This is a genomic window from Bradyrhizobium septentrionale, from assembly GCF_011516645.4.
Taxonomy (GTDB): domain Bacteria; phylum Pseudomonadota; class Alphaproteobacteria; order Rhizobiales; family Xanthobacteraceae; genus Bradyrhizobium; species Bradyrhizobium septentrionale.
On sequence record NZ_CP088285.1, the window covers coordinates 1956241 to 1981952 of the forward strand.

The following is a 25712-nucleotide window of genomic DNA, read 5'->3' on the forward strand; positions in this document are numbered from 1 at the left end:
CTGACGTAAGGATCTAATCTCTTTCCCCCCGCGGACTTCGATCAGCTCATCGATGGAACGCTACGGGAGCCACCCACCAAAATTCCCTGCCGCGCTTCCCCTTGAGCATTGCCTGCTCGACCGGCTATTCCATGCAAGAGACGGCCTTGTCGCTCTTGGTACTCCCCCCAATCCATGAATAGCGCTGGACGTCGAAGGGCAGCGAGCTGTTTCGGGGAGAGTTTAGGCCGCTGGTAGACGTACTGGCCCAGCTACCACCACCAGCTAGGTCCAAACCACCAAAGCCAATTAAACAAGCCCGCGTCCCCTGCGGTCGTCCGCGAACGTTGGGATTATCTTCAATAAGCGTTTGATGACAAGGTGTCAGAGGTCGAACTGAGACTTCGCGAAATGCGCGATAACAAAAAGCCAGCACGCAGCGAAAGCGTTAGCCCCACTATACGCACCGGAAAATGAGGTATGAATCAGCGGCTGCCTTGTTTCGGCCACGCATCGAGCGCCGCATCTTCCTCCTAGTCGGAGGATGGCGATGTACGAAGAATTCACGACAGCGACATGCAACAACTGCGGCGCGCTCAACCACGTCCTGATGTTTCAATCTGGCGATTCCAGAGCGAATAGCGAGCGAGAGACTGCAGACTGCTTCAAGTGTCGCGAGGTTGTCCATGAGGCCCGCTGTTGCTGGATCTTCACGGCCGGTTCTGAAGAAGGAGCGGTCGAGCGTCTAAGGCGGTTCCAGCGCCAGCCGGTTGGCTAGCGCTTCGGACCCCAGCCCCATCTGAAATGTTTTCCCTTGATGGGCGCACGGGTTGGCTTGTCCGGTCTACGAGATGGCCGAACAGGCTGTAGCGTAAGGCGCTCAATCTGTTTGCGTGCCAACTGCACCTGCTCATACAGCTCATTGGGCGGGATGGTGATGCGGCCCGCGTCAATCTTGAGGATGTAGCGGAGAAACTGAATCCGAATATCGTCGAACCGGCTGTTGGTAAGTGACTTCTTGATTTCGTCGCGCGCGAACGGTTCGTTGATCCCAGTGACCAGCCCCATCTGATCAATATATACGGGCGACGTGAGCAACAGCTCCAGGTGAGCGATGCCACTCTCCTTGATGGCCACTTTGTCGGCGAGCGTCACGTATTGAACGTTCGGATCAAGCGCCTCAACCAGGCGGCGGTCGTAGAGCCGATTGACCGCGGTAACGACCAACTCCTCGGCGACGCCACATCCTTCGAAGAACTGCACGAGATTCGAGACCGACCAGTGCGCCGCCTCAACATTCTCATCTTGATTGTTACGCGCGTTGTGCATCTGGCGACGGAGAATCCACAAGATGTAATAGCCCAATAGCGGCGGGCCAGGCTTCTGTGGATTGGTCTGGAAGAGATTCGAGATGAACTCGTTCTCCCGCTCGCTGAACCGGTCGTACTCACCTCTTATCAGGGCCCGATGCGTTCGAACTCGGTCGGTCGTCACGTCCTCGCCGGAGAATTTCGACTTGATGATGTCGTCGATCGCGAGCTCGGGAGAGAGGAAAACCCAACGAGGACCGTTTTGCCCACCAGCCAGAGCAGGTTCGGAAACTGGTGGGTATCCAAGACGACGAGCTAAGATCCGCTTCGGAACTGGCGGCAGCGGTCCTCCAGCCAGCGAAGGGATTGGCAATGATCAATCCCATGCGTTGGCTTCAAAAACGTCGTCTTCGCGCTCTGCTGACGACCATGAGCTTTGCCAACGACGACCGAGCCATCTCGTCCTTCCATCGCGGGGCCGAACTGGAGTTGGTGCTCAGGCCGCTAAGAATGCAGTTGGCGGGATATCTCACCGCGCTTTTCGGCAAGGCTCCCGATCACGACGTTGCTCCCGGCAAACTCGCCGAATTTTCCAGGAACCTGCATTCGATACTTGCGGTCGTCCACAACCTCGTGATCGTCATCGACGATTGCCCCAACCGGGCTGAGCTCGACCGGGCAGCCACGACCGGCAAGGTCGAAGGGATCGACTGGTTCTTCGGGCGAGCGGATCGCGCCCTCCGAAGGCAGGATGTCCGGCAGCAAAGTCATGCGGCGCTGGATGATCTCGCCCGATATGTTGACGCGGCTTGGATCGAATCGCGACGCGCGACGATCGACGGCGGCCGGTCCAACGGGGCCGCCCTCGCCGAAATACTCCAAGCGTTACCGATGCTGGTGCCATACCAGGAATTTCGGCTACGCTCCGTTCGTCTCGGCGATAAGGAACGCGCCATCTTCCGCACTCTTCGCTCGAAGGAAGCTGAACTCTCGCTGGTCGGTACCGGTGATCTTGATTCTTGCATCCGGGCAACCATCGGGCGGCAGGCGCGACTGGCCTGGAAGAGCGCGATGGAAGCCGCCAATCCGGAGGTACTCCTCGATAGCGGAGCGGTCGAAGCGAAGGTGACGTCGCTCGCCGAAGCCGACGCGCAGATCAGGGATTGCAATAGGGAGCTTCTGATCCACGGCATCGACGTCAGCCGCGTCCACCCGACGCGAGAGTGGGAACCGATCACTCGACTTCGCGGTCCGAGGGCGTTGCGACTTCGAGAGTTCATCGAGAAAGCCGCTCCGCTCGGCCTTTTCGCGCTACGACCGGTTTGGCTGATGACTCCCGACATCGCGAGCCGGGTGCTGCAGGCGCGTCCCGGCACGTTCGATACCGTCATTTTCGACGAGGCCTCCCAGATGCCGGTGGAATACGCGTTGCCATCGCTATTCCGGAGCAAGATCGTGATCGTGAGCGGCGACGAGAAGCAGATGCCGCCCACGACATTCTTCGCGAGCAAGGTCGAGAATGACGAAGCGGCAATCTTCGATGGCGAGGAGCCGGAAGAGGAAGCGACCGAAGAGGAGCGCGAAGCCTTCGCGGAAACGTGGAATAGGCGGGAGATCAAGGATTGTCCCGACCTGCTCCAGCTTGCCCGCTCCGCTCTCCAAAGCCGAACCCTGCAGGTCCACTATCGTTCGAAATACCGCGAGCTCATCTCGTTTTCGAACGCTTCGTTCTACGCAAACGGACTCAGCGTGCCGGTTCGCCACCCCGACGAAACAATCCGGAGGATCAAGCCTATCGAGGTTCTCCGCTCGGACGGCATCTACAAGAGCCAGACCAATCCCAAGGAAGCCTCCGATGTGGTGGAGTATCTCAGCGGCCTCTGGGAAGACGCTTCTCCGCCATCAGTCGGTGTCGTGACATTCAATCGCAAGCAGGCGGACGCAATCGAGGACGCGCTGGAAGATCGCGCCGAAAACGACGAAGCGTTTCGTGATGCCTTGATGCGGGAGCGTGAGCGCGTCGAAGGCGGCGAGGATATGGGTTTCTTCGTCAAGAACGTGGAGAACGTTCAGGGCGACGAGCGCGACATCATCAAGGGCGATCAGAGGCGTGCCAAGTCCGCCGCCCAGGCACTGCTCGCGAAGTTCGAAGCTTCCCACATCGAGATCCCGATCGATCTTCGACGAGAGCTTACGACCCCCGCGGCGTCCGTCGAGAGTCTCAACAAGGCTGTAAGCAAGGGGCTGATGCTGCTTCAGCCAACCGACCGCTCCGAAGGCGTCACCGAGCGTCAGCGGGCGCTCGCCGACCGGCTCGGTGCCGGCGACCGTCGTATCACGCTCGAGGAGTGGACTTCCCAGCAAACTGGCGCAAGCGACGACCAGGCGCTTTTGAAGGTGGACAAGCTCGTCGGCGAACTTGCTGGCCTTGGGATCGATCCCAGTCCTTTTTCCGCTCGGATCGCGGCTCTCGAGGCCGAGCCGCGCGCCCGGCAGGCTCTTGTTGCCGACAGCCTGCTCCTCGATCTTAACTCCGCGATCAAGACCGGACGCGCGCGCGCGCGCCTCGAACGGGATCTTGCTGAGCGGCATGCCGAACTGTCGGAGATGAAATCGGCCGAAGCGGCCGCGCTGCGCGTCGAGATCGAGCGGGCCATTGCGAAGGCCGGCAGCAATGACCAGGAGCTGGTCAAACGCGCCGATTTTCTGATCGAGGCCGAAGTCCGCTCCATGGCTGCGGAGGAGCGGCGCCGCGCCATCTTGGCGGGGCTCGCGAACCTCGGTTACGAGGTATCCGAGGGCATGATGACGGCTTGGGTGTCGGGCGGCCGGGTCGTTCTCCGAAAACCTGCTAATCCCGGATATGGCGTCGAACTATCTAGCGGATCCCAGGCTGACGTTATGCAGGTGAGAGCAGTCGGCATTGGAAATCCGGCCGATGCACGCGATACTGGACGGGATAAGGATATGGAAACGATCTGGTGCAGCGAGTTTGAGCGGTTGCAATCCCTGGTCGCGAGAGCGGGAGGAAGCATCTCTGTCGAAAGTGCCCGTCCTGTGGGTCAATATCCTCTCAAAGTGGTGCCCGACCTTGCAGCTTCTCCATCTGATGACGCCGTCGCCGCGACACGGGCCCGCAGACTCTGAAATGCGTTCTGAGCTGCTGCCGGTTTGATGGACACCCGCTTAAGCTAATCCCACCTTGCGCTCGAACTCAACCGGGCTGAGATAGCCGATGGTCGAGTGCCTGCGGGTCGTGTTGTAAAATCGTTCGATGTAGTCGAACACATCGGCGCGTGCCTCATCTCTGGTTTGATAAATCTTGTTGGCCGTACGCTCGGTCTTGAGCGAGGAGAAGAAGCTCTCCATCGCCGCGTTGTCCCAGACGTTGCCGGAGCGGCTCATGCTGCAAACGATGCCGTGGTCGGCCATCAGGCGCTGGAACTGCTCGCTGGTGTACTGGCTGCCCTGGTCGGAGTGATGCAACAGCGCATCCGGCTTGCCGCGCCGCCAGACGGCCATCAACAATGCGTCCGTCACGAGCTGTGCCGTCATGGCGGCACTCATCGACCAGCCCACCACGCGGCGTGAGAACAGGTCGATCACCGCTGCGACATAGAGCCAGCCTTCGGCCGTCCAGAGATAGGTGAAGTCGGCGATCCACTTCTGGTTCGGCCGCTCGGCGGCGAACTGCCGGTCAAGGAGGTTCGCCGGTACGGTCTCGAGCTGTCGATCGCCGCTGTCCTTCGGTAAGCGCCGACGTCGCGGCCGCGCCCGCAAGCCTTGCAGGCGCATCAGCCGCTCAATCCGGTGCAGGCCGCAATCCGCCCCGTCGGCGAGCAGGTCACGCCACACCCGGCGTGCGCCATAGGTGCGGTCGCTGGCGGCGAAGCTGGCCTTGACCTTGCCGCCGAGCTCCTCGTCGCTGCGGGATCTGGCGCTGGGAGAGCGGTTCAGCCAGGCATGGAAGCCCGACCGCGACACTCCCAGCGCATCGCATAGCCATGCCACCGGCCAGATCGTCCGGTGCTTCGCGACGAAGGCGAACTTCATGTCGCTTCCTTCGCGAAGTAGGCTGCGGCCTTCCTAAGAAACAGCCTGATTGGCGTTGCACGGAATGGCCTGCAAGACAAAGCCGAGCGATTTGGCCCGGCGCTGAAGGTTAGCGAGGACGCGGCTGCGATATTGTCGCTCATATTGGTCGGCACCTGGATCCCTGTAGCTCATGCCATGCCGGAGTGTGTTGTAGAATAAAACTGCAATCTTGCGGGCGGTCGCCGTCACCGCCTTCGACTTGCCCGCGCGTGAGGACAGCCGGCGATAGAATGCTCCGAGCGCCGTATCGCTCCGCCCCACGGTTGTGGCTGCCAATCGCAGTAGTGCGGCTGCCCGGCTGGAGGATCTCCGCGTGCGTGAAGATAGTACCTTGCCACCGGAGATTTTGTTGCCGGGTGCGAGGCAGAGCCAAGAGGTGAAGTGCTTGGCGGTTGGCCACGCCCTCAGATCCTTGCCGCACTCGCCGACGAGCTTCAATGCGAGTGACGGACCCAGCCCATGGATCTCAGTCAGATCAACGCCGAGCACACCGTACAGCGCGGTCCTGACATCGAAGGTGGGTGTGTTGACCTGCTTGGTCTTTACGCGTGGCTGGGATAGCTTTCCGACCGGCTTTGCTTCTCTGTTGCTAAGCGCGGCGATCAAGACTTCGAGCTTGCGGTCGCAGTCCAGCATCTTCGCCTGGTAGATGTCGTAGAGTTCCAGCGATTGGGTCAGAGCGAAGACATGTTCCTCCCGGTCGTTGCCGATCAGCGCCGCGCGGATCGTCTCCGTTGAAGAATGGCAGCGCACGTCTCGATAGGTTGCCAGAACGTCGGGATTGCGCTCGCCTGCAACAATGGCTCGGATAATCCGCATACCAGTCGCTCCGGTGATATCCGAGACGACATGATGGAGCTGCAGGTTCATCTCCATCAGAGCCTTCTGCATGTGCTGGATATGGGCGGCAGCATATTCAACCAGCCGCTCCCGCTGGCGCAGATAAGCGCGCAGGGTCGCAATCTCGGCATCGGGACGGAAGCTGCCGCGTAACAGCCCATAGGAATGAAGCTGGCGTAACCACGCAGCATCGCTGACATCGGTCTTGCGCCCGGGCACATTCTTGGCATACCGCGCGTTGACCAGAATGACCTCGAACCCGCGCTGCTCCAGAATCTCGTAGACCGGGATCCAATAGACGCCAGTGGATTCCATCGCGACGCTGGTCACACCGCATGTCTTGAACCAGTCCGCCAGACTATGCAGGTCCTGTGTGAACGTGCTGAACGTGCGCACTGGGACATCGGTGCAGGCCGGGTTCACGGCGGCCATGTGCATCTTTGATCCGATGTCGATGGCAGCCGCCCCGACGTTGACTGGCTTCAATTCCGGGCGATCTGCAGTTGTCGTCTTGAGCATTGCGGGTCCTCCGTCCAATCATGGGCAGGAGGGTCTGGGTTATGCCAATTTGTCATCTTCCTAATCGGGATCGCCGCCGGAGCGCCGTCACCACTCTCAAGTCCGCATGCACCCATGGACCACGTTTTTTAACGGGGACAGTGCCTCCAATAAGCTGACGGCCGCTACCCTCCCGGCCTCAGACGATAGCACAAGGCTGTTTCTACCCCGCGCAGGCACGCCACGGCGCTGGACAGTTTTTTAGGATATCCCGCTCGGCCTTCAGCTTGGCGACCTCACGGCGCAGCCGCTCGATCTCCTGCTGCTCCGGCTTCATCTGCCCGTGGCCGGGAAAGGCTTGCGCCGGGTCGGAGCCCAACTCCTTCACCCATTTGCGGAGAACATTCTCATGAACATCCAGGTCACGGCCAGCTTGCGCCACCGACACCCCACGTTGCCGCACCAGCTTGACCGCCTCGACCTTGAACTCGCGGCTGAACTTCCGTCTTTTCATCGCCACCTCCGGCTTCATGAAACACCTAATCTCGGTGTCCATCAAACCGGCAGCAGCTCATTCCGCACAGTCATGAGTCATCATCGGTGATCGGCCACCGGAGGCCCAAGCTCTTCGAAGACGTAAGTCGCTTCTGACGTGAAAACCACGCCTCAATCGTGATTTCTAAGCAAAATGTAGCAAGCTTTCATTCACATCCGTCCGCCTCTTGCGTCGGTACGCTGCGTAAACTGATAAGCTTTCAGCGAAAACCTTATCAGTCGGATGTTGCTGGCGGCAGCCAGCTGTCGCAACTTAACTCATGATCTTGCCGGACTTGTGCGAACATTGATACCAGCGGCTTGCCACGCCTGCGCATGCCGAACCGGCTACATGGGCAGCCGGCTTAATCAGTGAGCCTGTATTTTTTCCAGATGCGCTCGGCTTGCGCCAGCGTGTAAGGCCCGCTCTGACCCGTAAAGATTGGAGTAATTGGCCGAAAATCATGAATAGCTCGCGGCGAACCGAGTCTCTTTCCATTGTCGAACTGGATGATCGTTATGCCCTTATCACGCCTTACGGACACTATAGTCCCCATCCACCACTCGTTAGGCTTGATGCTAGCGGAGCCTATGACCCTTTGTCCTTCCATGAATGAAAGTGTTTGCTCTTTAATACCTTTAACGACAGGCCTGAACTTTGCGATCCGTGTCGTCCTCGGGGCGGCTTTTACGGAAATGGTGTCGATGAATTGCGGACTATAGGGGCCACTGAGCAGATGAGGAGCCTTGTGTTTGAGAAATCGCAATGAAGTTGCGCCGTGCCAACCTTTCTGACCGTTGTTCTCTGCGACGTGCCAAGCAGAGGGATTCGATGCAACTTTGGTTACTCGTCCGACATACCACTTGGACTCTCGATCGACAGCGACCCACTTTGATTTTCCGGGCCATATACTCTCCGATAAGTCTGCCAGCGTTCGCGCATACTCTCTTGTGTAAGGACCGCACTGGTGTTTACCAAAGGGCAGAGCAGATTTCACCCTGATTACATCGAAAGAGTCCTTGGCATGTAGCCGTACCTTCCCGTGACAAAATCGTATTCTTACCCTACCGTCAGGTAGCGTCCGCTGTACTCTCCCAGCGTACCACACACCTGCAGTCCCAAACGACCATACCCTCGTGAGGCGCCAAAGCGCCAATACCAGCGAACCTTTCCCTAACGTCATGGCTGCCCTCCACAATTCAACAGCCTAATAGTAACATCGCTCTAGCCAGTCGGGCGCGTTTGTTGGCGAACCGCGGATTGCGATCACGACTTCATATACAAGATTGATTTTCAGTGGGAAAGAGCCGCATGTAATCGCGCTGAAAACTGGCGCGCGGATTCATCAGGTTCGAGGACTACGTCCTGGTCACCGGGGAGCTGGAGGAGGCGAAGGACAGGCTGGACCTGGCGGCTGAGAAGTTTCCGGACGAGGAAGTCGACGCCTGCGAATTGTAGCGAGCGCTTCGCGCTCAGATCTTCCGGCCATCCGCCGCAGCTCAGCGCCCGATGCCGAGCTGGTGTGCCTTCGCCCTCAGTGCGGGGACCGACCGCTTCATCTGCTTCGAGATATTGTCGATCGGCGTCCTGGCCTTGGAATGGGCCTTGAGGGCCCTCACGTCGTCCTTGTTGTATCGAGGCGGAGCCTTCTTGGTCGTCTTCTTCGTCTTCGCCGTCGGACTCCCTTCCGGGTTGGGGTTGCAGCGACGCAAACGCAGCGCGGCTGTGGATTGTTCCGGACCGTCGTGGGGTAGCGAGGGCTTCGCCCTGATCTAAGATCTGACCGAAAGAGTCCCACCTCGCCGCGGCGCCGACTAGTAACACTCTCCGGGCTCACCTATATCGCGGTTCGTCACTGCCACCAGGAGAGGGAGATGTCCCGCACCCCATGGGCAGCCAGAACCGCCGCCGCGATCTCCGAGGCCATCATCGGCCTCTGTGGCCGTCCTGAGCACGTCTAGTAATCTCTCCTAAATCTGCAAGTCCTGAAGGACCAGCATAGACCAATGGTGGGATTCGGCTGCCACCAATCCAGGTAGGTGCGGTGCAGTCCTTTTCCGCGATACTCCTTGCTCGCACCCTTGAGGATTGAGCCTCTCGGGGGGGGGCAAGGTGGTCAGTCTCGCTAACCCGTCCTATTCGTGAGAGTGCGTTTTTTTAGTCCGATTGATGTGGCCGCACATCTGCTCTGACGAGGCGCGCGGGATTGCCTTCGGCTTTTCACCGCCTGACGACCGGTACTTTGCAACGCGCTTGAGGGATGGGTTGGGCGAACGAGGGGCGGACGCCCCGCCGGTCAAGGACCGAGCGGCAGCAGCGCGCCTGGCAAGCCGCGGATCAGGTCGGCTTCGGGACATGCCGCGGCAAACGCAAGGCGAATGCGGCTCGTGGTCTCGACGACACGGGCAGCGAGTTTCAAGAGACGAAGACGCAGCGTCGCGAACTCGGCTGTGGCCAATTCCCGGGCTTTGGGAATCGCGTCGCGCACGGTCAGCATCAGCCAATAAGCGGCGGTGTGGAGAACGAGGCGGACTAGATTGGCGAGCGCCGAACGGCAGCTGGTGCGATCGGAGGCGAGCTGTGTCTTATGCAGCTTGATCAGATTCTCGGCTTGGCCGCGCGCGCAATACAGGCTGTCGTAGATCCACTCGGCCGAGCCGACATCGAGGCTGGTGACGACGAAACGGATGTCGAGGCCGAGCATCGTCGCCTCAATACGGGCGACGGTACGTCGTTCGCGATCCCAGGACTTTGCCTTGTGGCGCGTCTCGGTATAGCCACGCAGAACCGGCAGGTCCTCGATGGCACGGCGCGTGCGGATGCCGTCGGCGGCCTCGTCGACTTTTCTGGCGAGCGGCTTGGTGCCGGACAGACCGAAGATGTAGTCGATGCCGTTGGTCTCGCACCACGCCATTGCCTCCGGTGCCTCTGGCCGGGCATAGTGCCCGTCGCCACGGAACGTAATTCGCGTGTTGTGCCACCGCGTCCGGATATGCCGTATCAGGCGGCGCAGATGGGCACGCACCTCGACGCCGCCCGGCGTCTTGCCGGGCCGCAGCACGACCGCCACGGGCCGGCTCTTCTCCGTGTCGTAGACGTGGATCGGCAGGAAGCAGCGTTCGTCATAATGAGCGTTGAACAGCGAGAGCTGCTGATGGCCGTGGACGACATCGCAGGTATCATCGATGTCGAGCGTGACGGATGCCGGCTCGCGCGGGTAGCTATCCATCCATGCGTCGACCAAAGTGTAGGTCAGTCGGATCACGTCGCGCAGGCGCGGAGCATTCTCCAGCCGCGACAGCGTCGGTTGGGAACACAGATCGCGACCCGTGTCCGGCAGCCGACCGCAGGCCAGCTTGAATGCGGGATCGGACCGCAGATGATCGAGGTCGTCGGCGTCCTCGTAGCCGCAGCAGATCGCGAACATGCGCGCGCGGAACATATCGACAAGGCTGTGCACGACCCGCGTCGGATCGCGCCGATCCGGGAACACCCGGGCCAAATTGTCGGCCAAGCCGAGACGCCGCTCGGCCATCGCCAGAAGCATCACGCCCCCGTTCGAGGTCAGCCGACCGCCATCGAAGGCAGCTGTGACTTTCTTGGCGTGAACGGCTGGAAACGAGAAGGGCAGAATCGTATCATCGGTCATGGCGTGTTCGCGGCTGAAGGTGATGGGGTTGGCTTTGCAACCGAATCCTACGCCGCATCAGCGCTTTACACCACGCTCGCCAGCCTCTCAGGCGCCCTCTGACGAATAAGACGGGCTAGGGAGGGCCAAAATACGTTCTCAGCCCGAGAATACCCCTGGCCGGAGCCGTTTTATGACAGATAAACCCATCGAACGCCCGCCAATCGCTCCGCCGCGGACGAAGCACCCCGACGACCGGGCACGTGTCCCATTGGAAGCCGCCGTCAGCCTCGTTCCTGGCGGTAGCGCCATTACGAAGCTGGTGGGCGAGTTCGTCCCGACCCAGGCACAAAAATCTCGGGGCAAGTGGGAAGTCGCGGTCTCGGAACGTACGAACGAGAATACCAGCCGTATCGACGAGCACGACAAGGTACTCAATCCAACGACCACGCTGACGGGCGTGGCCGGGGAGTTGGCCGTAGCGCTGGCGCGTGCGCCGGGCGATGGGATGGCGGGCCACCGCCGGATGTTGGCTGACCTTTGCGCCCTGCTCCCGGATGCCGATCGAGGCGACGTTGAGCAGGCCGCGTTTGAGCTGAATGCGCACGGCCTGGTCAAGATTGACCGGGCCATCGGCCGCGATAACTGGTGGCTTCGACTGACGCAGACATTTTACGAACAGATCGATCATCAGGTGATGGGCTGGGAATGCTCCACGGATAAGGATGCCCGCACCCTTGCGAAGCTGTTGTTGGAAGATGAAACCCGCGAGTGGACGCCAACTTTGCATGCTGCGAGCGGATGGGAGCTGCGGCGCTTCAACCCCGCTTTTCAGGTATTGCTGCGGCGCATCCCCGAAGGGCGGGTAAGCCAGGAAATCCAGCCCGATTATCCAGCCCGAAGCCTGAGCCTCATTCCAGAGGACCGCGCTGCGCTTCGGCGGTTTGCTACTTGATCGCTGGTGCCTCAGAGTCACCGCAGGTAAGATTAAACACAACAGAAGATCAGTTAATGCCGACACGCCGACGGTGGAAACCCAAATGGAGCGAGCCGTGCCCGTGCGCTTCTGGAAACAAATTCAAGGATTGTTGCTGGCGGTGTTTGCCAGACTTTGACATCGGCAAGGCATATTTTCAGGCGATCAAAGAGAACCGCTTCGACCGGGCACTGGTCGCTACGCGCGCGGACATCACACAGTACACAATCTGGCACAAGACTAATACAGCACCTGTGATAGCGAGAAGCGGAGCTGTCTCAAAGTTGCTCCGCATCGACGTTAATGCGCTTGGCGACTACGTCAGTCGTCTCTCCTGGCTTTATTTCCGGCTCGAACTTTGGAAAGACTGGCCTGCGGTGCTGGAACGACTTCGAAGCAATATCCAACATCCATCCTGGTATAAAAGAATCACGTACCATTTGGCCTTTCATTATCTCGGACCTGGCGGTGATCGCGGGAAAGCGCGACAGGAATTGGCAAAGGCCGGTCCGATTACCAAAAAAGAGGACGACCTCGAACTTCTGCGGCTGTACGGTGACTTGGAATTTGACGATCTACCATTTGCAGCTCGAATTGAAATTCTCGATCGTATCCTTGAGCTTGATGACGACCGTGAGAACCAGTTGCAATACCGTGGGGCGAAAGCAGTTCAATATTTCATGATAGGTGATGCTCAAACTGCCGAGCAGCAACTAAGCGACGCCCTTGCGATGGTGCAGCAGACCGAGAAAGATGATCCTCTTGAGGGCTACGAGAAGCACATCTATTGCCGATTATTACAGCTAAAAGGAAGCGTGAGGCACGACAAGCAGATATTGAAGGCCTCCGCGTTGGAGTTTCAAGCCCTTCTACTTGAGCCTAACTGGACGCGATCCGGAAAAGCCAACATCCATCGTGAGATTTGTAACAGCTACCGATACGCTGGAGAATGGGATCAGGCCGAGACCGCATCTCGCGAAGCAATCGCACTAGACGGGTCTCAACTCGACAAGGTGCATCTGGCGGAATGTTTGCTATATCTGAAGGACACCGATGCGGCCGCTTCCGAGATCGACGCTGTAGAACGCGAAACGTTACCGCATCACGAATTTGAGGATTTCGTGTTTGCTTACTCTGCCATTGCGATTTGGTCCAACAAAGCCGAGCGCCTGACCGAGGCAAAAACACTTCTGCAAGGCTTGGGTACAGCCGATCCAATCTTCAACGATCGGCGGCTAAACTTGCTGCTTCGTGTGACGGAAACCTTGGCTAGTGGTAATGCGTCCGCCGCGGCGAAAAACGACAGTACGCCTACGGGCGGCGTAGCAACGGCCTCGAGTTTTTTCCTTTTGCAGCCGACCCTTGCCGGCCTTGGCATCGATTTTAGCGAGGTTCTTGAATACATGGCACGGAAGACCCCGAAGGATACCCCAGACGGGTTAGATTAGGCCCCACCACTGCGGGGGGCAGTGCTGAACGCCCACGATCTGAACGGTTCTTTTAGGCAAGACGGCCATATTTGATGCCTATCTATTGACGAACGCGGTACAATCCCGTTGGAACTGCAGAAATGGCGAAAAGCGTCAAAGCCCTTATCAATCCGGCCATGCTGACATGGGCACGGGCGCAAGCCGGGTACAGCCTGGCCGATGCCGCGCGCAAACTCAGCATTGATGAAGCACGCCTGCAAGCGCTTGAGAGCGGCGAGGAAACGCCGACCTTCGCCAAGCTTCCTGGATGTGGCCGACCACTATAAACGCCCGGTTAGTCTGTTTTATCTTAAGCAGCCGCCCAAGGGCTGGCAGCCGATCCGCGATTTCCGCCGCCTGCCCGGCGCCGAGGGCGGGTTCTCCCCGCAGTTGACCTATGCCATCCGTCAGGCGCGCGAACGCCGCGAGGTCGCGCTGGCGGTAAAGAACGAACTGAAAGAACCCGTGCGCGAGTTTGCATTGCGCGCCACTCTTGCCAGCAATGTCGAAACACTGAGCGCCCGTTTCCGTGAGTTTCTTGAGGTTGATGACACCAAACAGCAGCGCTTTGCCAAAAAGGCGTTTGAGGGCTGGCGCAATGCGATCGAGGCCAAGGACATTCTAGAGCATTTTCCGACCGGAATGAATCGGGTGGGGATTCCCAAAACGGCGCGAGTCAGATTCAAGCTGCATGCTGGCGAGGGAGGCCAGCATGTATGGCCAGGGCGCTTTCGGTTGATCTTCGTCAAAGGGTGATAGCCGCGATTGACGGTGGCATGTCCTGTCGACAGGCTGCTGAGCGCTTTGGTGTCAGCGCGGCCAGTGCGATCCGCTGGCGCGGTCGCCTCAAGGAAGTTGGCGACATCGTTCCTAAACGCCAGGGCGGTGACCGCAAATCGCAGCGCATCGAAGCGCATTCGCAATTGATTCTGGAGGCAGTGACAGCGAAGCCGGATATCACGCTCGCCGAGTTGCGAGAACTGTTGAAACGTCGTGGAATATCGACTGGCATCGCGTCGCTCTGGCGTTTTTTCCAGCGCAGAAAGATCACACTTAAAAAAAGACAGCGCACGCCGCCGAGCAACGGCGCGGCGATATAAATGCCGCGCGTGAGGAGTGGATCGAAGGGCAAATCGATCTTGACCCTGAGCGTCTCGTCTTCATCGACGAAACCAGCGCCAACACCAAAATGGCGCGGCTTTACGGCCGCTCGCCACGCGGCGAGCGATGTCGTGCAGCTATCCCACACGGACATTGGAAGACGACGACATTCACCGCTGGATTGCGCTCCGACGGTCTGATCGCGCCGCTTGTTCTGGACGGTCCAATGGATGGCGACGCTTTCCTGGCCTACGTCGAGCAATTGCTCGCCCCATCGCTGCGGCCGGGCGATACCGTTATCATGGACAACTTGCCCGCTCACAAGGTCCATGGCGTTCGAGAGGCCATCCGGGCGGTCGGAGCAAGCCTGCTCTATCTTCCGCCCTACAGTCCAGACTTCAACCCGATCGAAATGGCCTTCTCTAAACTGAAAGCCCTGTTGCGGGCCGCCGCAGCGCGCACCATGCCCGATCTCTGGCAAGCAATCGCCAACGCTCTCAAGCGCTTCTCACCCGAGGAATGCCAAAATTATCTCGTCGCGGCTGGTTACGACGCAACGTGATCGGAAAATGCTCTAGTCTTCGTTGTGCCACGCCTCAAAATTAGAGAGATGCGCGGGACAGCGCTCGCGGAGACCACGCTGCCGGTTATCCTGGTCAACGGTAAGGATCGCGGCAACGGCCGTGTGTTTACTCTACTACACGAGTTCTGCCATCTGGCGCTGAGACAAAGCGGTGTTAGCAACGTCGGCAGTGATCGCAATGACGCACCCAACCCCGCGGTTGAAAAATTCTGTAACGCTGTCGCTGCTGCGACGTTGATGCCGCGCGACTGGCTCCTGAGCGAAAGACTGGTTAATCAGAAGAACGGCCAAAAGAGTTGGCGCGATGACGAACTCGAAGCGTTGGCATTGCGGTTCGGTGTTAGTGCATATTTCAGTGATGGTGAGCAGCGATTTCGCGCGATCATGAGCGGCGAATTCAGACGATCGTGAGCAGCCCGCTCCGGCCGAGGCGGTGATAGAGTCAGCGTTCTGGCTGCTCGTCAAGGGTGATGGTTCTGGCGTTGCGTTTTCGCATGCTTTCGCCGGCAAGCTGGAGGCGGTGAGCGTTATGGACGAGGCGATCGAGGACAGCGTCGGCGTAGGTTGGGTCTCCGATAACTTCGTGCCATGTGTCCACAGGGAGTTGGCTGGTTACGATGGTGGATGCGCGGCCATGGCGGTCCTCAAGGACTTCCAGTAGATCGCGCCGTTCGGCAGCGGTGAGCACTGACAATCCCCAATCGTCCAAAATCAGAAGCTGGGCGCGGCCAAGGGTTTTGAGCAAGCGGGCATAACGTCCATCCCCCCGCGCGAGTGCCAACGCTTCGAACAATCTTGGGACGCGATGATAGAGAACCGAGCGATTGTCGCGGCAGGCCTTGTGGCCGAGGGCACAGGCTAACCAACTTTTGCCCAATCCGGTCGCTCCGGTTATGAGCAAATTCTCGTGGCGATCGATCCAGTCGCCGCTGACCAGCTTGGCGAAGACGGCCCGGTCGATACCCCGCGGCGTGCGCAAATCGACGTCCTCCAAGCAAGCATTCTGGCGGAGCGCGGCCAGCTTGAGGCGCGTAGTGAGCCGCCTGGTGTCGCGTTCCGCGGCTTCCCGGTCGACCAGCAGGCCGATGCGATCTTCGAACGGCAAGGCTTCGAGATCAGGTGATCGTCGCTGCTCCTCGAAGGCCTTGGCCATGCCGCTCAAGCCGAGCTCGATCAGGCGTTCGTGGGTGGGATGGGTGAGCATACAGGTCTCCTTGGCTTCAGTGGAAATAATCCCGGCCGCGGATGTTGCCGTGGCGCAGGGGTTGGGGTTCGGAGGGCTCGTCGAGAAAGGTGCGATCCAGGCCGTTCTGGAGGATGGAGCGGATCGAGGCGACGGATCGCGCCTTGATCAGAATGCCGCGCCGGCAGGCCGCGTCGACGCGCTCGGCGCTGTAGCTTTTGGCCAGCGACAGAATGCCGAGGCAGGTGCGAAAGCCTTGCTCGGGATGCGGCCGGGCCGCGATCACGGCCTGGAAGAAGGCGGCGGTCGACGGACCGATCCGCTCGCCGGCGGCGATCACTCCGGCGGGCGTCCATTGGCCGTAGCGCCGATGGGCGCTGGGCATGTGGTCGGCGGTGGTGGTGTGGCCCCGCCGGTTGGGCGCGCGGGCGTGGCTGGCGATCCTGCGGCCGTTGTGGAAGATCTCGACCGTCCTGTCGTCGATGCGGGCATCGACAAGCTCACGGATGAGCCGATATGGCGTGGAATACCAGTGTCCATCGATCTCGATATGATAGTCGGGGCCGACCCGGCATCGCTTCCAGCGCGCGAAAGCGTAAGCCTGATCCGGCAGCTTTGTGAGCTTGGGCTTGTCGAGTTCGGAGAACAGTTCGGCGCGGCTGGCGCCAAAGTCGCGCATCTGCCGGGCATTGAGTTCGACGACGAGTATTTTGATGGCTGCGTTCAGCTCCGCCAACGAAAAGAAGCGTTGGTTGCGCAGCCGCGCCAAAATCCATCTCTGGGCGACTTGCACCGCAACTTCGACCTTTGCCTTATCTTTTGGGCGCCGCGGCCGGGCTGCGAGAATGGCCGTGCCGTAATGGCTCGCCATCTCGGCATAGGTTCGGTTGAGGCCAGGATCGTGGCGGTCGGGATTGGTGACGGCGGCCTTGAGATTGTCGCAGACCACGAATGTCGGCGCGCCGCCGAGGAAGGCGAAAAGGTTGATGTGGACCCGGATCCAGTCGGCGAGCCCCTCGCTTGGGCAGGCCTCGGCGTAGGTATAGTTGGAGGCGCCCATCGCTGCGACGAACAGCTTCATCGACTGCACTTCCCCACTTGAGGGGGCGATGACGTCGATGGTGTCGCCGGCGAAATCCACGAAAACCTTCTCGCCGCCCAGATGGGTCTGCCGCATCGAAGGCCGGGCTCGCCCCTTCCAGGCCTCGTAGGTCGTGCAGAACCATGTGTAGCCGAATCCATCGGGATGGCTGGCGCGATACTCGTCCCACAGCAGCCGGCGGGTCACGTTGCGCCGGCGCAGCTCCTTGTCGACATAGCCCCAGTCGGGAACGGGCCGCTGTGGGCTCTGTGACGCAGGCCTCGGCGCAGGGAAAAGCAGCAGCTCCAGGTCTTCGTCGGTCATTCCGACCGGCAACGGCCAGTTCAGTCCGGCAGCCCCGGCTCGGCGCAGATAGCTGTGCACGGCTCCGTTGCTGATGCGTACGCATACGACGGAGGCCGCCTGATTGACGCATGCGCGCGGGCACGGCGAGGTCTATGATGGCATTGGGTGAAGGGTGAAGGTCAGGCGGCCTGCTGATTGGCTGGCTTGTCGGCCTGGCGCAGGAGCTTCCATTCCCAGGGCAAGAGCTCGTGCAGACGCGATGCGGGATGATCGGCGATACGGGCCAGGACGTCGGCGAGCCAGGCCTTGGGATCGACGTCGTTGAGGCGACAGGTCGTGATCATCGTCAGCATGATGGCGGCACGGTCGGCGCCGCGTTGGCTGCCGGCGAAGGTCCAGTTGCGCCTTCCCAAGGCGATGCCTCTCAATGCGCGCTCAGCGCAATTGTTGGTCAAGCAGATCCTGCCGTCGTCGAGGAAGCGGGCGAAGCCGTCCCAGCGCCTGAGCATGTAGTTAATCGGCTTCAGGACCTCGGAGGAACGCGAGAGGGTTTCGCGCTCGCGGAGCAGCCAGGCATGCATGTCCTCGAGAAGTGACTTACTCTGTTCCTGGCGAGCGGCACGCCGCTCGCCGGCACCGCGGCCGTTGATGGCGCGCTCGATCTCGAACAACGTATCGAGGCGTCTGACAGCCTCCAGCGCGATCGGGGAGACCGGTTTGCCTTTCTTGCCTTCCCGAGCATTTTTCTCGATATCAGCCAGCTCGAAGAAGCCCCGCCGCGCATGGGCCACGCAAAACGCCGGCGTAATCGGCAGCGCCTTCTTCTGCGGGTCGAACAGCGGCTCGAAGCCGCTGTAGCAATCCGCCTGCAAGATGCCGGCGAAGGCGGCCAGATGTCTCTGTGGATGCTCGCCTCGTCGGTCGCTCGAGGCGTAATAGACCGCTGCCGGCGGCGCAGGCCCGGCGAACGGCCGGTCATCCCGCACATAAGTCCAGATCCGCCCGGTCGTGCACTTGCCCTTCGCCAGAATACGGATGGTGGTGTCGTCGCCATGAAGGCGCTCGGCAGCGAGCACGTGGCGTTCGATCAAGTGGAAGAGCGGCATGACGGCGAAGGTCCCGTGGCCGACCTGGTCGGCCAGCGTCGACAACGGCAGGTCGATCCCCTCGGCCTTAAAGCGCGCACTCTGGCGGTTGAGCGGGATATGCATGCCGAACTTGTCGAACAGGATCGTCGCCAGCAATTGTGGGCCGATGAAGCCGCGCGGCGTGGCATGGAACGGCGCGGGCGGCTGGCTGATCTTCTCGCAATCGCGGCAGGTGAACTTCTCGCGTACCGTCTCGATCAGCTTGAAGCGGCGCGGGATCTCCTCCAGCGTCTTGGTCACATCCTCACCGATCTTCGCCAGCCGCGATCCACCGCAGCAGGCGCAGGTCGTTGGAGTCTCAATGACGACGCGCTCGCGTTCGATATCGTCAGGCCATGGCTTGCGCACCGGCCGCTTGCGCATGAAGGGGCGGACGTTCTGCGTCTTCGCCGCTGCGGCCTGTGCGGCAAGCTCATCCTCGCTCGCCGTGGTGACGAGTTCTTCGAGCTCCAACTCCAACTGCTCGAGCAGCCGTGCCGAGCGCTCGGATCGCTGCCCGTGCAGTTCGCGTTTCAGCTTCTCGATGCGCAACTCGAGATGAGCGATCAGCGCCTCGGTATCCGACAGTTTCGCCTGCGCATTCGCGGCTTGCGCCTGCCAGTTGGCGGCCTTCGCCTCGGCTTTCTGTCGCGCCTCACGCTCGGCCTGCAGCGCCGCCAGGGCACTGACAAGGTCCGATGGAAGATCATCCGGCTTCGATATCATGGAGCCATTGAATCAGATCGAGCAGCAGATTCAAACCGTAAAACGACTATCCGACCCGCGTCGGACGCTGGGTTTCTTGAGGGTTGCGCCAATCGATCCCGGACAACAGATAGCTCAACTGCGCCGGAGAGATCGTTACCGATTCACCAGCAACCGATGGCCAGATGAACCTGCCTCTCTCGAGTCTTTTGGTGAACAAGCAGGCGCCCTGGCCATCGTGCCAAATGACCTTCAATAGATCACCGCGTTTGCCCCGGAAGCAGAAAAGACCGCCGCCCATGGCGTCGCGCTTGAGCACTTCCTGCACGCGCAGAGCCAGGCTCGGAAAGCCGCACCGCATGTCGGTATGGCCCGTCGCCAGCCACACCCGCACGCCCGTCGGGATCGGGATCATCGGCGCGCCAGGCCCCGAGCAATTCGAACGACCGCCTCGATATCCGCACCGGGGCCGAAGACCACGCGCAGCCCCTGAGGGCTCACGATTTCGATCTGACCTGTCTCGACAGCTTCCGTCGTTGGCGGCGTACTTGCCGCAACTATCGCAGGGACGAATGTCGGGCCGATCGAATCCTCTTCGGCCGGATCATGACAGGTCCAAGCCTTGCGCCAGCTCAGCAGAAGCTGACGTGATATCCCATACCGGCGAGCCGTCGCCGACACCAGTCGTGGCCCCGAGAAGCTCTCCTCTACGATTCTGAGCTTCTCCGCACGCGTCCAGCGTCGCCGCCGACCGGTCTCCACCAAATCCATGCGGCTCAGCACCGCACTGTCCTTATGTCCGTCCATAAGGACAGTCAGCTACAGATCGGAAAAACTCGCAAGACGGCCGCCCTCGGACGGATACGCTGATGCCCAGGGTGCGCGCGATGGCTCGCTCCGGCAAGCCTTGAACATGTTTTAAGCGGAGAACCTCTTTGATCCGGCGCATCGACAATCTCTGGGTGGGCATCGGCCTTCCTCGTTCACTGACGAGGCAGTTCCTAAGCCGGTTGAGTTGTCGGCCGAAGCGGGCTGAGCCGCTGAAAAGCTGCTCACGATCCCGCGAAATCCGTGCTCACGATCGTCTGAAATCTCTGCTCACGATCCCCTGAAATCCGTGCTCACGATCCCGCGAAACATGCAGTTAGCCAGGAGGCCGTGCTGCGCCGACTGCTAACACTCGGTCTCACCACCCAAGCCTTTTACGACAACAAGCGCGCAGATTTTCAGAAACTCTACGCCCAGCTTGATGAAAGGAAAGAAGCCTCCGAAGGTGGTCCCAAATATCATTACGTTGTGCTGAGCCAACTCGGCCGCACATTCACGCAACTGGTTTTTCAGGGTTATCATGATCGCTATTTCACGCTGCGCGATGTCGCAGGTCTTTTGAACATGAAGGTCACTACTGTTCAAGTCATGGAAAAAGCGGCCTTTGGCTTGGCGGGGTAACCCCGCGTGGCAAAGACAATCTACTGCATCGATACCAGCGCGCTAATCTCCGCCTGGTATGAACGGTATAAGCCCAACCGTTTTCCCAAACTGTGGGAGCAACTTGACCAATTGATCCAGGAGGGGCGTCTCGTGTCGTCTACGCTGGTTCTGCGAGAGTGCAGTAAGAAGCGATCGGAAGAGCTGCACGATTGGCTGCAGCCTCGGTCATCCATGTTTCACACGCCGGATGAGACCGTGCAGGGCCAAGTCGACCATATCGTCAATACCTACACGGGGCTGGTGTCGGCCGGTAAAGCAAAATTCCAAGCCGACCCGTTCGTGATCGCCCAAGCCAAGGTGAGCGGTTACGCGGTTATCACTGAAGAGACCGGGGTAGGCAGCCTCGGTAAGATACCCGGCGTCTGCAACGCCATGAAGGTTGAATGCATCAACTTGATGCAGCTGATCGACGCGGAAGATTGGGTGCTGGGCTAACGGCGGCTTCGCCAACCTACCGCCCACCAGCCTCGAACGTGCAAGCCCCCCATAACGCTTGAGCATTTCTTCGATCCGAGGCCTGCGAGCTTGTAAGCGAAATGCTGGTCCCATTCGCCCAACAATATGGCACCTCAATAATCGGCAGCGACTTCTCCAATACCTCAGTCTCGTTGCCATAGTGGAGTCACCGGCCCACGTTTTTCGCGGCGGGTCGACCGAAGGGAATGAGCGAGATATTTATCGCGGTGATTTCTCATTGAAGCCATGAGTTCACCGGTTTCAAGATCTCGGGTAGCCTTGATCGCATTTTTCAGATCGTCGATCGCCTTCCAGGCCTGCTGATCGCCAAACTCTGCGTTGCTTCGGTTCATCGCATCAGCAATGAGTTTCCGCGTTTCCTCGGTTTCATGGTCTTGCTCGTAAACCCTTGTAGGCAGATTGACGTACGCAGCAAGCGTTTCTTCCGCTAGCGCCAAGATAACATCGTCGTGGTCAACCAATTCGACCACAGTCATAATTGATTCCCGCTCAAGCTGCGCGGTGTCCCAGAGCGCACAAAGCCGTACCAGCTCAAACTGATGCATGGCCGATTGGAAAACGTAAAACGCCGCCGCAGCGTCGGAACGCTTTATCTGTTTTGACAATGTGTCGGAATAGATCGCGATAGCGTTGTTCTCGTGCAAATCGAGAAGGTAGTGCACCTGATCAATTAGGCTCTTGGTAATCAACCGTGCTTCATCGATCCGTTTCTGGACCGACCATGTTTCATACATGCTTTTTGTCCTGACCCTGCTCCTGACTCGCCACTTCGAGGAAACGCTGTTCCAGCGAAGCATTGAGAGTTTGCAGCGCGTATGTGCCTTTTGACTTGAGCTGCTGGACGCCGGCCTCGGGCAAGATCGCGCGAAGATGAGCGGTTATGCCGTCGTCATCGCGCCAATCTTTAAACTTTCGCTCCTTGAATGAAAGTTGGAAGAGGCTGGCGGCACGGGCGTAAACCGCCTGTATGCAATAGTAGATCGCCCAAAGTCGTTGCGAAATGAAAGGGCGCTCTTTTTCAGCGTCCTTGAAATTTGCCTTTGTCATTTTCTGAATGACCGCGTCTAACGGACGATAGTGGCCGATGGTTTCAAACATCGGGTGCGAGGCTCTTCCGCCGAAGAGTTCATTCAACTCCTCTGGCGTGAAAATCGTATCGATAAAAACGACATCGCCAAACTCTTGCTTGAACGCCAAGATGATGCCCCACAGTACTTCAACCGCCTGAGAGGTCCGCGTTCGTTCCGCGCTGTCCTTACCGTAAATATTTATCGATCCGGCATTTACCGTATGCGCGGCGAGGCCACCAGATTGATTTTCGTTGTGGATCGACTGATCAAGCAAAAGGATGGTGGCTTCATTGGCCTCGTCTGAGGGGCGCGTTCCCGAACGGGCCTCGTGATCTCTTTTCATCTTCTGCAGCCGCTCAACTGAGTATGCTTCAAGGTCGGCGTCGATGACGGCGTGGTGGTTGGGACAAAGCAAAATCAGATTGTCAAAACCGTTGCGCACGTCGTCGGCTTGACTGGCGTCGTAACGTGGACCGTCGCTGCTGGCGGCCGCGATATGGCATATTCTGCCGAGCACGATTGATCCATCAACGATCGGCGCGTTGCATGTCGGGAAAGCACATTGGTTACCGGAATGCGCAAACAGCCGCTTAATCACCGGGGGGCGAACCGTCATGGTTGATATCCCCGGCGCTGTTTGACTTGGCGCTGCTGATCGCGCGCAGCCTCGGCCGCTTCAACGTTATCGTAGCTGCGCACCGTCCCTCCCCGGCCGATACGGCCCCATTCGCGGATAACAGCCCATTCGCCAAACAGCGTCGGCTGCACGTCCAGCTTATAGAACCGTGCCATGTTCTTTTCAGCATCGATGCGGATCAGATTGTCGGCTGTCATCGCGTGAGCCTCGTGATCGTCATCCGGTTCACATTATAACTGCGGGCGATTTCGGCCGGCGCTTCGCCCGCTTCACGGCGCTCTAAGGCCTCTCGCTTTTGCTCCGGGCTAAGTTTAGGCGGTCGGCCCATGTGTTGGCCCCTTGCAGTGGCCTTCGCGCGACCTTCTGCCGTCCGCGTACGGATTAGGTCGCGCTCTACATCCGCCATCCCTGCCATGACCGCCAGCATCATGCGTCCGGTGCCGGTGTCGGCCCATGGCTCGGCAATGGAGCGAAGCACCGCGCCACTCTCATTGATGCGCTGGACGATCGCAAACAGGTCAAACAGCGATCGTGCCAGGCGATCGATGCGTGTGACGGTCACCACGTCACCGCGCTCAAGCCTTGTGAGCATCCGTTGCAGTTCCTTGCGATCGACGCGGGCACCGCTCGCGGTATCCCTCACTTGACAATGATCAGGTCGCTAGTCAGGCCGAGGCCATGGTTCATAAGGCAGTACAAGAAGCCGGTGCGGACATCAATCGCGCCCGCTCTCTGCTCAATGTCAATTGGCGGCGGTTCGCATAAAGCCTGATCCCGATGGCAGCGGCGAAGCGGCGTGGAGCCTCTTCGACCTCAGCGAGGAGCGTGGCATAGTCACACCTCGCTGATGGCTTCCGTTGGCCAATTTCGGCCTTGAGACAGCGCTTCGAGCGCCTTCCGAACCAACTCGGCTCTCTTGCGAAGGAACGACTCGTAGTCAGCACGTATCTTGCTTTCACGCTCTGCTGTTGACGGCATCGCGGCATAGCCACCAACATTTAATTCAGCAAAAGGCACGACGTGTGACCGAAGACGATCGCGAACAACCGATTCACCCAACTCGGCGCGATCCACCCTCTCGGCGAGATATTTTAACGGCTCCTTGGCGGAAATATTCCGGTTGGTGTTCATTGTGATCAGAACGCAATTCAGCGCGCGGCTGCGCTCTTTCTCCGGGAGATGGCCATCGTCGCGGAGAAGCGAATCTGGAAAAAGGTGATGATACTCTCTGTTTTTCAGGCGCTCGCGGGTTGCCTGGTTGCCATCGGCAATGTCGAAGGCCCCGGCCTTTATCGATAGTCCCAGGATTGCTCGCGCGAGCGTCTCCTTGCGCTTTGGCCAACCTACATCGATCAACTCTTCGAGCGACGGCAGCGGATAGTCGGTTTCATTGAATACCGGTGCCGCGTTCCTTGGACCCTTCTTCAACAAAAAATCTCGGATTGCGCGGTAGTCCTGCAGCGATCTGGTGGAAGAAGCGTTCTCGTAGCGAGAAGTAATGAACGAACGCCACAAATAAGACCGTATCACGCCGCGCGCATTTCCGTGTTCGTCGAGCGCCCTCGGCAAATCTCTGTGAAGAGCTGCGAGCACCGGAATTACGGTCACGGTCGGGAGGCGTTGTTCGTCATAAATGCCCTCTTCTTCGAGTACCTGAACAGCCCACTTGGCCCCTTCGGCTATCTCATCCCAGGTCGCATCGACGTTTGAGAGATCAAGCTGGAAAAAACTCGCCTGGCCGGGAGATTTATCCGCGCGTAGCGCCGCGGTCTGAAGCGCGACCTGCTCGGGTGAGGCATAGCTTTCCAGCGCCGGACATTTCTCCCGCAGATCGATCATGAGGTCGTGCATAGATTTGCCCGACCGCGCCTCAAATTGCGCGACGATGATGTCGAAGGCATTCAACGGCACGGCCGAAGTGTTCATCTTGACGAAAACGTCGAGCGCCGTTGCAGCCTTGGTGCTCGCGTCGAGAACAAGCATTGGAAGGTTAAATCGCTTCATTTTGTCCTGCAGGTCGCGCAAGGTATTTTCTAGTGAGCGGCTCGCCTGCAAATCGTTTTGAACAGCCTGGTCACACCATTCCTGTCGGCGCGCCGAAATGTCCGACGGTTGAAGCAGGAAAACGGGAGCCAAACCACGCTCATAAATTTCAACTGTATTGTCGGCCCACACCGGAAGTCGGCGACCCTCTTTATTCAGCCAGCGCTTAACCCGGACAATGCGCGAGGGTAACACCCCCTCCTCGTCGGGCTGGGGCTCCTTGAGCTGCATGAAAAACGTAACGTCGGGATAGGAATCGTGGAGGCTACGCCAAAGCGCTGTGAGACGCTGCTGGCCGTCAAGAAGATGTTCGGTACATCGTTCGACCGGCGCGGGCGCTCCAGCGAGGGGGCGGGTTACGAACGGCTCTTTTTCCCCAATTTCGAGTACCAGGGTCGAGCCGATCGGCAACTCGCGCAAAATGGAATCGATCAGCGAGGCAATGTTCTCATAATCCCACGCCTCAAATCGTTGAAATCTTGGGAGCCGTACCTGGCCGGATCGAACTCGATTAAACCAGGTCTCAATATTGCGATCTCTCGCTTCCATGACGGCTCCCCCTGCACAATCTCCGATGG

At 59.4% G+C, this 25712-nt stretch carries 21 protein-coding genes and 3 pseudogenes; 9 read left to right on the top strand and 15 right to left on the bottom strand.

From position 1 onward, the window contains the following. Positions 1–753: 753 nt before the first annotated feature. Complete coding sequence (locus HAP48_RS11160) at positions 754–1662, bottom strand: hypothetical protein (RefSeq protein ID WP_175612336.1); 909 nt, start codon at positions 1660–1662, stop codon at positions 754–756. Between HAP48_RS11160 and HAP48_RS11165 the strand changes: the two genes are divergently transcribed. Beyond that, positions 1662–4436 carry a DEAD/DEAH box helicase gene (locus HAP48_RS11165; RefSeq protein ID WP_224497017.1) on the top strand — a complete coding sequence of 925 codons (2775 nt, stop codon included), beginning with the start codon at positions 1662–1664 and terminating at the stop codon, positions 4434–4436. The genes HAP48_RS11160 and HAP48_RS11165 overlap by 1 nt on opposite strands. A gap of 39 nt (positions 4437–4475) precedes the next feature. Here the strand turns inward: HAP48_RS11165 and HAP48_RS11170 are convergent. The 4 genes and pseudogenes from HAP48_RS11170 to HAP48_RS11185 all read right to left on the bottom strand — a co-directional run. Beyond that, positions 4476–5375 (bottom strand): annotated as a pseudogene (locus tag HAP48_RS11170) (IS3 family transposase); the annotation flags it as partial. Continuing rightward, a complete protein-coding gene (locus HAP48_RS11175; RefSeq protein ID WP_166204212.1) occupies positions 5376–6743 on the bottom strand; it encodes an IS110 family RNA-guided transposase in 1368 nt (455 codons plus the stop codon). A 238-nt stretch (positions 6744–6981) separates the two neighbouring features. After that, a pseudogene (locus tag HAP48_RS11180) lies at positions 6982–7236 on the bottom strand (transposase); the annotation flags it as partial. Between the two features lie 2317 nt (positions 7237–9553). Further along, on the bottom strand, positions 9554–10906 hold the full coding sequence (locus HAP48_RS11185) for an IS1380 family transposase (protein ID WP_166213742.1): 1353 nt from the start codon (positions 10904–10906) through the stop codon (positions 9554–9556). A 172-nt stretch (positions 10907–11078) separates the two neighbouring features. Between HAP48_RS11185 and HAP48_RS11190 the strand changes: the two genes are divergently transcribed. From HAP48_RS11190 to HAP48_RS11215, 6 genes are all read left to right on the top strand, one after another. Beyond that, on the top strand, positions 11079–11840 hold the full coding sequence (locus tag HAP48_RS11190) for a hypothetical protein (protein ID WP_175612335.1): 762 nt from the start codon (positions 11079–11081) through the stop codon (positions 11838–11840). 56 nt (positions 11841–11896) lie between these two features. Next, positions 11897–13309 carry an SEC-C domain-containing protein gene (locus HAP48_RS11195; protein ID WP_166213741.1) on the top strand — a complete coding sequence of 471 codons (1413 nt, stop codon included), beginning with the start codon at positions 11897–11899 and terminating at the stop codon, positions 13307–13309. Positions 13310–13431: 122 nt separating this feature from the next. Continuing rightward, positions 13432–13617: a helix-turn-helix domain-containing protein gene (locus tag HAP48_RS11200; protein WP_166213740.1), complete on the top strand. Its 186-nt coding sequence runs from the start codon at positions 13432–13434 to the stop codon at positions 13615–13617. Next, positions 13601–14086: a hypothetical protein gene (locus tag HAP48_RS11205; protein WP_166213739.1), complete on the top strand. Its 486-nt coding sequence runs from the start codon at positions 13601–13603 to the stop codon at positions 14084–14086. The genes HAP48_RS11200 and HAP48_RS11205 overlap by 17 nt, the downstream gene beginning before the upstream one ends. Continuing rightward, positions 14047–14993 (top strand): IS630 family transposase gene (locus HAP48_RS11210; RefSeq protein ID WP_477021283.1). Its coding sequence is split into 2 segments (ribosomal slippage): positions 14047–14395 and positions 14395–14993, totalling 948 coding nucleotides; the frame shifts between segments, so codons are not numbered across the junction. The genes HAP48_RS11205 and HAP48_RS11210 overlap by 40 nt, the downstream gene beginning before the upstream one ends. 48 nt (positions 14994–15041) lie before the next feature. Beyond that, positions 15042–15425 carry an ImmA/IrrE family metallo-endopeptidase gene (locus HAP48_RS11215; RefSeq protein WP_224497018.1) on the top strand — a complete coding sequence of 128 codons (384 nt, stop codon included), beginning with the start codon at positions 15042–15044 and terminating at the stop codon, positions 15423–15425. A gap of 31 nt (positions 15426–15456) precedes the next feature. Here the strand turns inward: HAP48_RS11215 and istB are convergent, their stop codons facing one another. The 5 genes and pseudogenes from istB to tnpA form a co-directional block, all read right to left on the bottom strand. After that, the gene (gene istB / locus HAP48_RS11220; protein WP_029085260.1) at positions 15457–16218 is read right to left on the bottom strand and encodes an IS21-like element helper ATPase IstB; all 762 of its coding nucleotides are present in this window, start codon (positions 16216–16218) and stop codon (positions 15457–15459) included. A 16-nt stretch (positions 16219–16234) separates the two neighbouring features. Next, positions 16235–17683, bottom strand: a pseudogene (gene istA, locus HAP48_RS11225) (IS21 family transposase); the annotation flags it as partial. Positions 17684–17763: 80 nt separating this feature from the next. After that, entirely contained in the window at positions 17764–19437 is a 1674-nt protein-coding gene (gene tnpC, locus HAP48_RS11230) for an IS66 family transposase (RefSeq protein ID WP_166205228.1), read from the bottom strand. Positions 19438–19483: 46 nt separating this feature from the next. Next, positions 19484–19831, bottom strand: coding sequence for an IS66 family insertion sequence element accessory protein TnpB (gene tnpB / locus HAP48_RS11235; RefSeq protein WP_063676425.1), 348 nt, complete (start codon positions 19829–19831; stop codon positions 19484–19486). Beyond that, positions 19828–20223 (bottom strand): IS66-like element accessory protein TnpA, encoded by a 396-nt coding sequence (tnpA, locus tag HAP48_RS11240; protein ID WP_166202956.1) that lies wholly within the window; start codon positions 20221–20223, stop codon positions 19828–19830. The genes tnpB and tnpA overlap by 4 nt, the downstream gene beginning before the upstream one ends. Positions 20224–20574: 351 nt before the next feature. Here tnpA and HAP48_RS11245 point away from each other — a divergent pair, with 351 nt between their 5' ends. Continuing rightward, positions 20575–20865, top strand: coding sequence for a hypothetical protein (locus HAP48_RS11245; protein WP_175612334.1), 291 nt, complete (start codon positions 20575–20577; stop codon positions 20863–20865). Between the two features lie 6 nt (positions 20866–20871). Then, positions 20872–21342: a DUF4411 family protein gene (locus HAP48_RS11250; RefSeq protein ID WP_166213737.1), complete on the top strand. Its 471-nt coding sequence runs from the start codon at positions 20872–20874 to the stop codon at positions 21340–21342. A gap of 164 nt (positions 21343–21506) precedes the next feature. Here HAP48_RS11250 and HAP48_RS11255 read toward each other — a convergent pair whose 3' ends face one another. The 5 genes from HAP48_RS11255 to HAP48_RS11275 all read right to left on the bottom strand — a co-directional run bounded on the left by HAP48_RS11255 (position 21507) and on the right by HAP48_RS11275 (position 25683). Then, the gene (locus HAP48_RS11255) at positions 21507–22118 is read right to left on the bottom strand and encodes an AbiU2 domain-containing protein (RefSeq protein WP_166213736.1); all 612 of its coding nucleotides are present in this window, start codon (positions 22116–22118) and stop codon (positions 21507–21509) included. Continuing rightward, positions 22111–23070 carry a hypothetical protein gene (locus tag HAP48_RS11260; protein ID WP_166213735.1) on the bottom strand — a complete coding sequence of 320 codons (960 nt, stop codon included), beginning with the start codon at positions 23068–23070 and terminating at the stop codon, positions 22111–22113. The genes HAP48_RS11255 and HAP48_RS11260 overlap by 8 nt, the downstream gene beginning before the upstream one ends. Next, entirely contained in the window at positions 23067–23288 is a 222-nt protein-coding gene (locus HAP48_RS11265; RefSeq protein WP_166213734.1) for a WGR domain-containing protein, read from the bottom strand. Before HAP48_RS11265 ends, HAP48_RS11260 begins: the two co-directional genes overlap by 4 nt. Next, entirely contained in the window at positions 23285–23734 is a 450-nt protein-coding gene (locus HAP48_RS11270; RefSeq protein ID WP_224497019.1) for a recombinase family protein, read from the bottom strand. Before HAP48_RS11270 ends, HAP48_RS11265 begins: the two co-directional genes overlap by 4 nt. 191 nt (positions 23735–23925) lie before the next feature. Beyond that, positions 23926–25683, bottom strand: coding sequence for a GmrSD restriction endonuclease domain-containing protein (locus tag HAP48_RS11275; RefSeq protein WP_166213733.1), 1758 nt, complete (start codon positions 25681–25683; stop codon positions 23926–23928). Positions 25684–25712: the final 29 nt, after the last annotated feature.